Annotated in this window: 14 protein-coding genes; 8 read left to right on the plus strand and 6 right to left on the minus strand. The window is 62.1% G+C overall.

The annotated features are described in order from the left end of the window. The first annotated feature begins 18 nt into the window (after nt 1-18). From EOA19_RS02880 to EOA19_RS02915, 8 genes are read left to right on the plus strand one after another with little or no spacing between them, the layout of a single operon-like run. Nucleotides 19-1,461, plus strand: coding sequence for a type II and III secretion system protein family protein (locus EOA19_RS02880; protein WP_128302624.1), 1,443 nt, complete (start codon nt 19-21; stop codon nt 1,459-1,461). Continuing rightward, complete coding sequence (locus EOA19_RS02885; RefSeq protein WP_128302625.1) at nt 1,448-1,738, plus strand: hypothetical protein; 291 nt, start codon at nt 1,448-1,450, stop codon at nt 1,736-1,738. The genes EOA19_RS02880 and EOA19_RS02885 overlap by 14 nt, the downstream gene beginning before the upstream one ends. A 51-nt stretch (nt 1,739-1,789) precedes the next feature. After that, nucleotides 1,790-3,331: a pilus assembly protein TadG-related protein gene (locus EOA19_RS02890; protein ID WP_128302626.1), complete on the plus strand. Its 1,542-nt coding sequence runs from the start codon at nt 1,790-1,792 to the stop codon at nt 3,329-3,331. Between the two features lie 7 nt (nt 3,332-3,338). Beyond that, on the plus strand, nt 3,339-3,833 hold the full coding sequence (locus tag EOA19_RS02895) for a TadE/TadG family type IV pilus assembly protein (RefSeq protein WP_128302627.1): 495 nt from the start codon (nt 3,339-3,341) through the stop codon (nt 3,831-3,833). Between the two features lie 41 nt (nt 3,834-3,874). Continuing rightward, on the plus strand, nt 3,875-4,462 hold the full coding sequence (locus EOA19_RS02900) for a TadE/TadG family type IV pilus assembly protein (protein WP_245486046.1): 588 nt from the start codon (nt 3,875-3,877) through the stop codon (nt 4,460-4,462). Continuing rightward, nucleotides 4,459-5,622: an AAA family ATPase gene (locus EOA19_RS02905; RefSeq protein ID WP_128302629.1), complete on the plus strand. Its 1,164-nt coding sequence runs from the start codon at nt 4,459-4,461 to the stop codon at nt 5,620-5,622. The genes EOA19_RS02900 and EOA19_RS02905 overlap by 4 nt, the downstream gene beginning before the upstream one ends. Next, nucleotides 5,606-6,196, plus strand: a complete 591-nt coding sequence (locus EOA19_RS02910) for a L,D-transpeptidase (protein ID WP_128302630.1) — start codon at nt 5,606-5,608, stop codon at nt 6,194-6,196. The genes EOA19_RS02905 and EOA19_RS02910 overlap by 17 nt, the downstream gene beginning before the upstream one ends. Nucleotides 6,197-6,216: 20 nt before the next feature. Then, nucleotides 6,217-6,786, plus strand: a complete 570-nt coding sequence (locus tag EOA19_RS02915; RefSeq protein ID WP_245486048.1) for a hypothetical protein — start codon at nt 6,217-6,219, stop codon at nt 6,784-6,786. Between the two features lie 45 nt (nt 6,787-6,831). On the opposite strand, the gene EOA19_RS02920 is transcribed toward EOA19_RS02915, so the two are convergent. From EOA19_RS02920 to EOA19_RS02945, 6 genes are all read right to left on the minus strand, one after another. Continuing rightward, complete coding sequence (locus tag EOA19_RS02920) at nt 6,832-7,365, minus strand: hypothetical protein (protein WP_128302632.1); 534 nt, start codon at nt 7,363-7,365, stop codon at nt 6,832-6,834. A gap of 59 nt (nt 7,366-7,424) precedes the next feature. Continuing rightward, a complete protein-coding gene (locus EOA19_RS02925; protein ID WP_128302633.1) occupies nt 7,425-8,339 on the minus strand; it encodes a sugar ABC transporter permease in 915 nt (304 codons plus the stop codon). 113 nt (nt 8,340-8,452) lie between these two features. Beyond that, nucleotides 8,453-9,748 carry a sugar ABC transporter substrate-binding protein gene (locus tag EOA19_RS02930; protein WP_128302634.1) on the minus strand — a complete coding sequence of 432 codons (1,296 nt, stop codon included), beginning with the start codon at nt 9,746-9,748 and terminating at the stop codon, nt 8,453-8,455. 95 nt (nt 9,749-9,843) lie between these two features. Beyond that, nucleotides 9,844-10,674: a carbohydrate ABC transporter permease gene (locus tag EOA19_RS02935; RefSeq protein ID WP_128302635.1), complete on the minus strand. Its 831-nt coding sequence runs from the start codon at nt 10,672-10,674 to the stop codon at nt 9,844-9,846. Further along, nucleotides 10,671-11,846 (minus strand): ATP-binding cassette domain-containing protein, encoded by a 1,176-nt coding sequence (locus EOA19_RS02940; RefSeq protein WP_128302636.1) that lies wholly within the window; start codon nt 11,844-11,846, stop codon nt 10,671-10,673. Before EOA19_RS02940 ends, EOA19_RS02935 begins: the two co-directional genes overlap by 4 nt. Before the next feature lie 175 nt (nt 11,847-12,021). Next, nucleotides 12,022-12,822: an SDR family NAD(P)-dependent oxidoreductase gene (locus EOA19_RS02945; protein WP_128302637.1), complete on the minus strand. Its 801-nt coding sequence runs from the start codon at nt 12,820-12,822 to the stop codon at nt 12,022-12,024. Nucleotides 12,823-12,846 lie beyond the last annotated feature (24 nt).

Here is a 12,846-nt window from a genome sequence, read left to right on the forward strand (position 1 = left end):
GGCGAGGGGGTAGTGTTAATGCGCGTATTTCGGGGATCACTGACCACCGTTCTGGCCTTTTTCTGTGTGTTGCTGTCGTTTAGCTTCGCCGTTCAGGCTGCAGACCGCTTCATCGACGTGTCGACCCCCAGCGTCCACCGGGTTTTCCTGCCGATGTCGCAATCGGTGACGATCCAGGTGAGCGCCAATCTGGGCGACATCGTCGTCGGCGACGAGAAGATCGCCGATGCCCAGCCGATGACCGACCGCACGCTCTATGTCATCGGCAAGGGGGCCGGTACCACCACGGTCAACCTGTTCTCGACGGACAAGCGTTCGCTCGGCGCCCTGCAGATCGAGGTCGGCGTCGATGTCAGCGACATGGCGCAGGCGATCCGCCAGGTGGCGCCAAAGTCGCGCATCGAAATCGGCTCGGTCAACGGCAGGGTCAGGCTTGGCGGCCATGTCAAGGACGGCCCCACGCTGGCGGCGATCCTGGAGGTGGCGCAGCAATATGGACCCGATGCCATCATCAACTCGGTCATCGTAGACGACAGCCAGCAGGTCAATCTGGAAGTGCGCGTGCTGGAAGCCAAGCGCAACGCCGGCCGCGATCTCGGCGTGTCGATCAAAACCACGAACCGCGACGGCTCCACTCAGGTCGGAACAGGCATCGCCGCTGCCGATAAAGACAACGTGATTTTAGGCACTGGAGGATTGCTCAGCAACCTGCTGTCTGTATCCTCTCCGTTTGGCGCACTGCTGACACGCGTCATTGATAGCAACATCAAAGTCGATTTGTACATTGAGGCGCTCGAAGCCAAGGGCGTGGTGCGCACGCTCGCCAACCCCAACCTCACTACGCTTTCCGGCGAGGAAGCCAGCTTCAATGCCGGCGGCGAAGTGCCTATCCGTACTCTCGACAAGGATGGCCAGATAAGCATCGAGTACAAGCAATTCGGCGTCAATCTGATGTTCACACCGGTGGTACTCGACGACGGCAAGATCCACATGAGGCTGGCACCGGAAGTCAGCGACCTGACTGGCTTCACCACCGCCGGCGACCCGATCTTCACCAACCGCAAGCTGGCCACCGTCGTCGAATTGCGCGACGGCCAGAGCTTCGCCGTCGGCGGGCTGCTGTCCAGCAAGACCACCAAGCTTCAGGAGCAGGTGCCATGGCTCGGCCAGGTGCCTGTGATCGGAACGCTGTTCCGCAATTCGAGCAACCAGAAGGAAGAGACCGAGCTGGTTGTCATCGTCACGCCGCACATCGTGCGGCCGGTGAAGCCCGGCGAGCAGCTGGCAACGCCGTTCGACAAGACCCGGCCCGCCAACGATCCGGAATTCTTCGTGCTGGGCCAGCTTGAAGTGACCAGGGACATGGTCCGCAAATATGAACTGGGCGAAGGCGTCACCGGCCCCTATGGCCACATGCTCGACTTCAAATCGAAGGACAAGATGCTCTATGTCAAGAAATAGCGCCTTGATCCTCATTCTCTGTGCCGGTGCGCTGTCGGGTTGCGCCGCGGACTATCTGAACCACTATGACACGGTGACCCTGGCCGCCGGCGACACGCAGAAATTCAATTCGATGCTGCAGACGGTCGACCCGCTCAACCCGGCGTCCAGGAACACACATATCGAAGGCGACGGCACGCGCGCCGCACTTGTCGCACGTAACTACAAATTTCCACCGCCACCGCCGCCGCCGCCGGCGATCACGGTCAATGTCGGCGGGTCGGGCGTGACGCAGTGAACTGAACGGAAGGATGCGGAGGGCGCCGGGCATGCGAGGGGCCCTGGCGCAATGAGAGAAAGCAAGGTCATGTTGGGGACCATTCGGGCCTTCTGGAACGATCAACGCGGCGTTGCGATGATCCTCGTGGCTATCATGCTGCCGGTGATCATCGGCTTCGCTCTGCTGGCAATCGATATGAGCCGGGCCAACGGACTGCATAACGATCTGCAGAAAGGTGTCGATGCGCTCGCGCTTGCTGTAGCGGCGGAACTGGACGGCAGAGCCGATTCAATCACTCGGGCCAACTTGGCGAAGACCACCCTACTTACCAACAAAACCAAATTCTCTACCTCCGACGATCCCACTTCTCACGATCACACGCTTGGCGTGGCTGATGTGACCGTCACATATCTGACCGGAATACCTGCCGACGACAGCATCGGGTTGAATGCCGCCGGTGTCGACACCAATGGCGTGAACTGGGCAAGCACCGACCCCAAAGCCGTGACATTCTCTCTGGTGACGGTGAACGCTTCCGGCCTGGCGGATGGCCCCGGTGCTTTCGCGACAATTTTTCCGGCCAGCTTTGTCGGCAGCAACAATACGTTCGACATCCGGCCCCAGGCTGTGGCCGGATTTGTCCAGTCGATCTGCGAAACGGTGCCAATCTTCATGTGCAATCCGTTCGAGACGACCGACCCGTTAACCAGCAAGACCATCCAGCAGGCTTTTGCCGCCGGCCTCACCTATAGCCGCGAGTACCGTATTCTCAAGGTTGACTCGAATCCTGGCCCTGGCAATTTCGGGCTGATCGACAACAGCCTGGCCTCACTGCGCGACGCCCTGGCTACCGGTACCGCAGGCACTTGCTATCAACGCGACAAGCTCATCACGAAAACCGGCGTCACCTTGGGTCAGGTCAATGCTGGGCTCAACGTCCGCTTCGACATCTACAGTTCCTCGCTTAAGTCACATGACAAGGACTGGGCATATCGGCCGGCAACCAATGTGCGCAAGGGCGTGGACAAGACCGCTAACTGCAACAAATACACACCCAACACAGACGGAACGGCCATGGCGCTGCCGCCGGGCGATAGCTTCGATTCCGCCACGGGCATGACGAATTCGACATGGGACCGCAGCAATTATTGGCAGATCAATCATGGTGCGTCATATCCCAACGTCCCTAGCACCACCAACCCGACCGGCGCCGCTGTGCCGGCTTCCAGATATGACGTCTATAAATACGAGATCGCGAACGGGCTCGTCGGGGACAAGTCCCTCGCGCCGACAAAGGAAACCGGCGTTCCAGCCTGCTTCAAAGGCGCGACGCCGAACTTGGATCCCGATCGCCGGCTGCTCAACATGGCGATCGTCGACTGCATTGCCAACCGAGCCAAGATCAATGGCCATATCCAGCTCAAGCCGGACGGCTATGCCAGCGTCTTTTTGAACAGCCCGATCCAGAAGCAGGACAACAGCAAGGACGATGAGGACTCCACGGCCGGCGAGAAGCCCATCAGTCTGGAGATCGTCGACGTCGATGGAGGGTTTGCCAACAACACCCTTCTAGACAAAGCATTCCGCAACGAAGCCCAGCTGTATCGGTAAAGTCGACATGACCAGGTTCGGCAAAATCATTGGGCGGTTCCGAGGCGACGAAAGTGGCGCTGCTTTGGTGGAAGTCGCGATTACCGCACCACTCGTGCTGCTGTTATCGGCTGGTGTGTTTGAGTTCTCCAACATCCTGAACACGCGCCTGCTTCTCGAAGCCGGCGTCGAGGATGCGGGTCGCTACATGGCACGATGCAGCAGCGATTGGGATACCTGCAAGGCGCGGGCTCAAAACCTTGCCGCCAATGGGGCGGTCGCTGGCGGTAGCGCTAGGGTGACCGGATGGCTTCCAGCCACAGTTTTGATCACCAAAGCTTTGTCCACGCCGGCGGTCGATGTGGCCACGGGCACGCAGCTTTATCTTAGCAGCACGGCCAATGTCGACGTCGTGGACGTCAGCACGTCCTATTCTTATCCGGGCGTTGGATTCTGGTCGTATCTTGGCTTTGGGGCCCTGACCCTTAGCGTATCCCATCAGGAACGAGTCATTGGATGGTGACGGGACGCACCAAGTTTTGGGCTAACCAGTCTGGAGCGGCAATGGTCGAAATGGCCATTGCAATGCCGCTGCTGTTGACGCTTCTGCTTGGCTTCGTCGATTTCGGCTATGCGTTTTACCAATGGAATGCAGGGAATAAAGCGGTGCAAGCCGGCGCAAGGCTGGCGCAGATTTCTACACCCGTCGCCAGCGGGCTCCTGGCCGAGACGATAACGCAGAGCGATGTAACCAAAGTCGGCACTGCGGTGGCCGCAAACACCTATAACTATATCTGCACGGCCAATACCGCCGGAAGCGTCTCTTGCATTTGCGGCACAGGCGCTACGTGTCAGAACCTCAATGTGAGCCAGGCCGCCTTTGATTTCATTTTCAGCGGCAACAGCAGCCGGGCCGGAATGAAGACATTCCTGCCAATGCTGGCTAAGTCCGAAGTGCGGATACAATATCAGGCGTCCGGTCTCGGCTATTGGACGCGTCCCAGCGGGCCGGTGCCGACCATCACTGTCAGCATCACCAATCATCCCTTCCAGTTCTTCTTCCTAGGCGGACTGCTCGGATTCGGGAACATCACCATGCCCTCCATGCTGAGCACGGTCACGGGCGAAGACATGAAAAGCACCTGGCCATGAACGCGATCAACACCAAGGTTACGCCGACCAAGCGCAAGCAGGTGGCGCTGTTCTCGTCGGATCCGAATTTCAAGCGCGATGTGGCGACGCGGCTCGATGCGCTGGCGATCTATGATGTCCGGGTTTCCGAGACGAGCGACTTCCTCAAGGGGCCGCCGGCCGATACGCGCCCGGGCATCGTCATCCTCGATCTGGGCAATGGCGAGCTGCTCGGCAGGCCCGGCATCGTCGAGGCGCGCGCGCTGTGGGCCAGCGTTCCGCTGATCGCGGTTTCCGACGAGCTGACCTCTGAACAGACGCGCGTGCTGGTGCGCATGAACGCCTCGGACTGGCTGCACAAGCCGCTCGACGGCAAGGAGCTGCTCAATGCGGTGACCTTCCACGACACCGGCAACCAGGGAACGAAGAGCCGGATCATCACCTTCATCGGCGCCAGCGGCGGCGCCGGCGCGACGACGCTGGCGCTGTCGGCGGCCGAATTCCTGGCTTCGAAATCGGCTGAGCGCGCGGCGTCCACCTGTCTCGTCGACCTGGATTTCCAGAGCGCCAATTGCGGCGCCTATCTCAACCTGTTCAACCAGTTCGACCTCGCCGGCATCATCGGCCAGCCGGAGCGGCTCGATGTCGAGCTGATGGACGTCATCAAGCTGTCGCGCCCGTCCGGGCTCACGCTCTACGCATTCGAGCGGCCGCAACTGCCATTCGAGCCGCATGGCAGCGATTTCGTCTTCCGGCTGCTCGACCTCGTCGCCTACCGCTTCGACGACATCGTCATCGACCTGCCCAATCTCGAGACGCCCTGGCACAATTCCGTGCTGTCGACGAGCGACGAGATCTTCATCGTGTTCGAGCTCAATGTCGCTTCGCTGCGGCAAGGCAAGCGGCTCTACAAGAAGATCCGCGAGCTGCGCGGCAATGCGGTCTCGATCACGCTGGTCGCCAACAAGCACAAGCGCAAATGGTTCGGGAACCATTTTTCGCGCAGCGAGCTCGAAAAGATCTTCAAGGCGCCGCACATCAAATCGGTCGCGCTTGACAACGCGCTTCTGACCGATGCGCTGAACAGGGCTATTCCGCCATCGGAAGTGGATGGACGGGCGCGCTTCAACAAGGATCTGAAGCGGATGTTCAAAGAGCGGCTCGATGACGCTGCCCGGTAGATATCGGATCGTCCCAAAGCTCGCCGGCGCATGTGCGCTCGGCGTGGCGCTGGCGCTGTCCGTCCACGATTTCGCCGAGGCGCGATCGGCGCTTTCGGAGCGGCCGCCGCTGCCGGCGATGGGGCCCAGCCTGCGCAAGGCCGTTGCCTTTAGAACCGCCGAGCAGCCGGGCACGATCGTCATCCGCAAGGACGAGAAGGCGCTTTACCTGGTGACCCGCCAGGGCCAGGCGCTGCGCTACCAGATCAGCGTCGGGCGCGACGGGTTCGGCTGGACCGGCACCGTCAAGGTCGGGGCGAAGACCGAATGGCCGGAGTGGCGCCCACCGCAGGAAATGCGGGCCCGCCAGCCGGAGCTGCCGAAAATGGTGCCCGCCGGCCCCTACAACCCGCTCGGCGCAAGGGCGCTCTATTTGTCGCGGGACGGGCGCGACACGCTCTACCGCATTCACGGCACCAACGACCCGTCGGGTGTCGGCTTCGACGGGACATCGGGCTGTTTTCGTCTCACCAACACGGATGTGATCGATCTCTTCAAACGCGTCGCGGTCGGCGCAAAGGTGGTGGTCCAATGACGATGATCAGCGAACCGGACATGCCGGCGATCGATATCGGAAACCAGGAACAGCGCGAACCGGCTGCCACCGCGAAACCCAGCAAGGCAAAGACGATCGGCGTCATCGTCGCCGGTGGCGCGCTTCTGATCACCGCGATCAACATGGCGGCCGCGGTCTATCTCTATCGGGGCATGAGCGACCTGCGTTTCGTGGAAGCGCGGCTGGAGCAGCTCGGCGCGTTCGAGCAGCGGATCGCGGCCCGGCTCGACACGGTCAACAACGGCTTCCAGAGCCGTTTCGAGAAACTGGACAGCCAGTTGCAAGGCAGCTTCAACGAGATCGATGGCAACATTGCCCGGTTGGGGCAGAATGTACCGGTCGCCGGCGGCGAGGCCATGCCGGGTGCGGAGGAACCGTCCGAGATCGCCACCAGCACGCTGGCGCAGGCGCCCGAGGCCCTCGACGGCGAGAACGCGAGCGAGCCCGGCGTCATCGAGGCGCCCGCACCCAGGAAGAGAATCGCGTCGGCGTCGCCCCCTGCCCCAAGCTCCAACTACCAGCGCATCCAGCAGCCCGACGGCAAGGTCTATTACCGCCGGATCAACTAGACCCGGCCGAGCCTAAAGCGGGCGGGGTACAGGTGGCGAACGGTTCTAGAGATCGCGCTGCAGCGCCAGGATGCGGATGGCCCGGACGGACCGCTCCCGCGCCTCAGTGAGGAAGGCGATGTGGCAGTAGGAACAGGCCACGATGCCCAAAAGCAGCACCAGGCTGTTCTTCAAGGTGAAATCAACCGTCAGAGTGAATGGAAAACCGCCGGGCGAGGTGAATGCGGCGATCGTGCTCGCGGTTTCCGAATGGCTGCCGACGGCGATCATCAGCCCGGCGAAAATCAAGGCGATATGGTTGGCGAGGAAGAAGAAAGCCGACCGCTTGGCGTGGCACGCTATCCAGCAGGCGATCGATGCGGCGGCAAGGATGGCGGCGTCGAGAGCCATGGAGCCGCCCAGATAGACATCGACCTGCTGCCAGAACATCGCCGACAAGGGGCGCAGTTCAAGCCATAGCCACCATGCGGTGGGGCTGGCTGGATAGGTGCCCAGCAACAAGGTCGCCATGCGCTCCCCTGCCAGGACCGCCAGAATGAGAAACGGAAAGGCGAAAAGCAGGAGCGGCTTGCGTTTCATGTTCCCTCGACAATCTGCAAGCCAGGATAGACCGCATAGATTGCTCAAGGCTTAACAGCCTACTTCCTGCCCTCTCCCGATTGCGAGCGTTCGAGGACGGCGAAAAAGATCACGGTGAGCAGAAGGACGATCAGCAGCAGCACGAACGCGGCTGCCGCGCCTTCGTTGAGCGAAAGGCCGAGAAAGGCACGGCGATAGGCAAAGAAGCTCAGCACTTCGGTCGCATTGCCTGGCCCGCCCTTGGTCAGGACATAGGGCAGATCGTAGGTCCGGAACTCGTTGATCAGCTGGATGATGATGGTGATCGCCGCGACCGGCCGAAGCATCGGCAGCGTGATGTAGAAGAATTGCTGCCAGCCGCGCGCGCCATCCACTTCAGCTGCCTCATAGGGATCGCGCGGCAGAGCGGCGAGCCCCGCGGCGAGGATCAGCACGACGAAGGACATTTGCTGCCAGATGTCGATCGCCGCCATCGTCCAGAGCGCCATGCCTGGCGTGCCGAGCCAGTCGAGGCGCGGCAGGCCGAACGTTTCCATCAGATGATTGGCGATGCCGAGATTGGGCTGGAGCAGCATGCGCCAGATCAAGGCGACGCTGATCGGCGACATCGCCATGGGAATGGTCAGAATCGCGAAATAGACCGGCTTCATCCGGACCGTCCGGTTGAGCATCAGGGCAATACCGAGCCCGATCACGAATTCGCCGACAACCGTCACCGCCGAATAGCGCACGGTGAGCCAGAGCGCGTTCCAGAACAGCTCATCGCCGATCATCGAGGCGAAATTCTTGAACCCGACAAGCGGCAGAAGCTGCGGCTTGATCAAGGTCATCGAGGAGATCGAGAGGATGCAGGCATAGGCCAGCGGAAAGCCCATCACGATCGCCAGCAGCAGCAGGCCGGGCAAGGCAAAGGCCCAGCCGGTCCGCCACTCGCGGCCACGGGCAGCCCATCCTTTTTTGATCGCATTGTGCATCGTAGCCGAGCCTTGGTCGGGGTGGCGTTGCTGATCTCGTCAAGATCCGGGGTCTGGACAAGATCCGGCGCGGCTGACACCGCCGCGCCGGATCTCCTTGCCGAGCCGGACCGCTATTTATCGAGGAGCCCCTGCAAGCCGTCGGAAGCCGCCTTCAGCGCCGCGTCCGATGTCGCCTGGCCGCCAGCCGCCAGCGAGAGCTGGGTACCGAGCAGATCCTCGTATTGCGCCGAATAGGTGAAGATCGGGAACGACTTGCCGGTCGCCACCACATCCTCGGCGGTCTTGTAGAAGGGATATTTCGCCAGCACCGCCGCATCGGCATAGACATCGCTGCGCACGGGCGCGTGGCCCTGGAGCGCGCGCTTCACCGAAACATCCTTGCTCTGCACCCACTGGATGAAGGTCCAGGCGGCTTCCTGCTCTTCCGGCGACGTGTTCTTGGGAATGCCCCAGCCCCAACCGCCGCTTTCGCCGTGGCCACCCGGCATCACCGACAGGCCGACCTTGCCGGCGACCGTCGGACACTTCACGGCATCGTCCATCTGCGGCAGCATCCACCAATAGGTGACCATGCTGAAGGCCGAACCGCTGCACATCAGGCGCATGGTGTCATCGAGCGTCGCCGACACGGCACCCTGCTGGGCGCCGTGCTGGATGTTGTCGACATAGAGATCGAGCGCCTTCTTGGCCTCTGCCGTGTCGAGGCTCGCCTTGCCGTCGGCATTGAGATAGCTGCCGCCGGCGGAGAACAGGTAGTTGGAGAATTCCATGCTGTTGGGATCGCCGCGCTGGCCCTGCATCGCGGCTCCGGCGACGCCTGCATTGGCCTTCATGAATTTGGAAATCGCCACATAATCTTCGAGGGTCGTCGGCAAAGCGAGTTCCTTGCCGGTTGCCGTCTTGTAGGCGGCCTTGAGCTTCTCGTCGCCGATCAGGTCCGTCCGGTAGAGGAGGCCCATCGAGTAGTTGTACATGGGCACCAGGAACAGCTGGTCCTTGGTCCGGCCGAGCAGGTCAAGCGTCGAGGGAATGAAGGGGCTCAGATCGTATTTGGATTTCTCGACGAAGGGTTTCAGATCGGCGAGCCAGCCGGCGGCCGGAAATTCGCCGGCCCACAGGAAGTCGACCTCGAGCACATTGTAGTAGCTCTGCGGCGCGGTCAGCTGGGACACCAGCTTGTCGTGCATGTCGGGATAGCCGATCTTCTCGAACTCGACCTTGATGCCGGTCTGCTTCTCGAATTCGGGCAACAGCGCTTCGATGATCTTGGTTTCCGGCACGTCCTCCATCAAGGCGTGCAAGGTGATGGGCTCAGCCGCCCTGGCCGGAAGCGATGCGCTGACAACAGCTGCCCCGCTCACGGCCGTCATCAGCATTTTGATCAAGGTCTGCTTGTTCCAAGTCATAACTCTCTACTCCTCTTTCCCTCTGGACGCGGCGGTGATCCCGCCACGATTTCCTAACCGGCTAGCGAGCCATGTCGGCTCTCGGAGCGGCCGGCCTATTTCACGCTGCCGAACGTCAAGCCCTGGACGATGAAACGCTGGATGAAGCGGGAAGCCACGACCAGCGGCAGGATGGCAAGCACGACGCCGGCAGAAACCTTGGCGATCTGGACGCCGTTCGAGGTCTGCAACGCGGCGAGCGCAACCGGTATGGTCGCCGTCTTCGGCCCGCTCAAAACCAGGGCAAACAAAAACTCATTCCACGCCAGGATGAAACCGAGCACGCCGGCGGCCGCGATACCGGGCATCGACACCGGCAGCACAATGCGCCAGAAGGCGCCCCAGGCGGTCGCGCCGTCGGTCATCGCCGCCCACTCCAGATCGACTGGAATGCCTTCGAAGAAGCCCATCAGGATCCAGGTCAGGAAAGGCAGGTTGAGCGCGGCATAGACAATGATCAGCCCGGTCAGCGAATTGCTGAGCTCCAGGCTTCGGAACAGCGTGAAGGTCGGCAGCACAAGCGCCACGGGCGGCAGCATTTGCGTCGCCAGAACCGCAAAGCGCGCCCAACGACCGCCCGTACGGAAGCGGGCGAAGGCATAGCCGGTGGTGGCGGCGAAAGGCAAAGCGAGCAGAACCGAGCCGAGCGCGACGATCAGGCTGTTGAGGTAGGACTGACCAAAGCGACCTGACAGCAGCGCCGAATAATTGTCCGTCGTAAAGGCCGGCATCAGCTCGTTGCTGTAGGATAGCTGCTCGGGCACGAAGCTCGTCCGCAGTACCCAGAGCGGCGGCAGCAGCACGATGGCGCAAACGACAATCAGCCCGAAATGCAGGCCGAAGCGGCGGCGAAAGGCAGGCCGTTCGTTTCCGTCCATGCTGGTCATTGAGCGGCCCCCATGAGGCTCGGCCGTGCGATGACCAGTTCGGTCTCGGGATCAAACAGGTGCATCGGCAACGGGTCGATGTAGAGCTCGACGATCGAGCCGACGGGCGCCGTGAAATAACGGCTCAGGCGGGCGGCGATTTCCAACGGCTTGTCGTCTCCGGCGGGGTGGGCATCATCCATGCCGGTGGCCTGACCCGCAATCTGGCCGATCAGGACGTTCTCGGCGCCGAGAGCCTCGACGGCCACGACCCGTACGGCAATCTTCTGCCAGTCCGGCTTGTCGGCGCGTTCGTGGAAATCTTCGGCTCGAACGCCCAGAATGACGCGGCGCCCGACACGCTCGCCATAGGCGTTGCGGTGGCGGGCGGGGACGGTAAGCACGGCACCACTGTCGGTCACGACGGAGAGCCCTTCGCCAGGTGCGGGCTGAAGCGTGGCCGGAATGAGGTTCATCGGCGGCGTCGCCAGGAAGCGCGCGACGAAGGTGTTGACCGGGTCGGCATAGACTTCAAGCGGCCGGCCGGCCTGGACCAGGCGACCATCGCGCATGATGCATATGCGATCGCCCATGGTCATGGCCTCGACCTGGTCGTGCGTGACATGGACGATGGTGCGGCCAAGGCGCCGGTGCAGCTTGACGAGTTCGAGCCGCATCTCTGCACGCAGCTGCGCGTCGAGGTTGGACAGCGGCTCGTCAAGCAGGAAGGCCGCCGGTTCGCGAACGATCGCCCGGCCGAGCGCAACACGCTGCCGCTGGCCGCCCGAAAGCGCTGCCGGCTTGCGGCCGAGAAGATTCTGCAGACCGAGCAGGTTAGCGGCGTCCGCAATCTTGGCATCGATCACTGCGGCGTCGGTGCCGCGCATCTTCAGCCCGAAGGCCATGTTCTGCCGCACCGACATATGCGGATAGAGCGCGTAGCTCTGGAACACGACCGCGACGTTGCGGTCGCGCGGCGCGACATTGGCGACGCTCTTGCCACCGATGCGAAGATCGCCGGAGGAGATACTCTCCAGGCCGGCAATCATCCGCAGCGTCGTCGACTTGCCGCATCCCGACGGGCCGAGAAAGATCACGAATTCACCATCGGGAATGGTGAGATCGACCTCATGCACCCCGTAAGTGCCATTGCCGTAGAGCTTGGAAACGCGATCGAGCTCGATAGACGCCATAGACTTTCCTCATAAACCCCGCCTGACCCGGTCGAACGCCGCGGTCGAAGTCGAGCGAACGGCTACCTTAGAGAACAAAATAGAACATTTAAAGCCTGTTTTCTGATCGTATGTGTTCACTTTTTGGACGGGCACGTGCCGGGCACCAAGATCCGGCCACGACATCGAGGAACCGTCAGGTCATATAGACGCCGCCGGTCACGTTGACCCCTTGGCCGGTCATGAAGCGGGCTTGATCCGAGCAGAGGAAGACGACGACGTCGGCGACATCCTCCGGCAGCTCGAGCCGGCCGAGCGGGGTCTGCGCGACATAGTCGGCGACCACCCGTTCGGGCGTGACCTGCCGCAGATGCGCCTCCCATTCCACTTCGCGCGATTGCATGCCGGTCTTGACGAACCCCGGACAGACAGCATTGACGCGTATCCCTTTGGGCGCGAGCTCGCGGGCAAAGGCCTGCGTCCAGCCGAGCACGGCGAACTTGGACGCCGAATAATGCGCCAGGAGCGGCGCACCGACCTTCGCGGCAAGCGAGGCGGTGTTGACGATGCAGCCCGTGCCCTGCTTGACAAAATGCCGTCCAGCGATCTGATTTGCCAGGAATACACCACGTGCATTGACGGAGAAGTTGAAGTCCCACTCCTCGTCGGTCAGATCCAGCGCATGCTGCATGGTGGACACGCCGGCATTGGCGATCAGGATGTCGCAGCCGCCAAGCGCTTCCAGCATGGCGGCAAAGGCCGCCTCGACGGAATCGCGACGGCGAACATCGACCGTGACGGCGACGGCACCGCCGCCAATCTCCTCGGCCGCCTTGCGCGCCGCGTCGGGATCCAGATCGCCGATCGCCACGGCGACACCCTGCCGCGTCAGGGCGGCCGCGATCGCGCGACCGATCCCCGCGCCGCCACCCGTCACAAAGGCACGCTTGCCCGCGAGTTCGGCAAGCACTGGAGGAATGACGGAGACAGCCGGCATGGTCGTATTCTCTCTGCTTGGTGA

Origin of the sequence: Mesorhizobium sp. M7A.F.Ca.US.010.02.1.1 (genome assembly GCF_004023085.1) — a bacterium.
Lineage (GTDB): Bacteria > Pseudomonadota > Alphaproteobacteria > Rhizobiales > Rhizobiaceae > Mesorhizobium.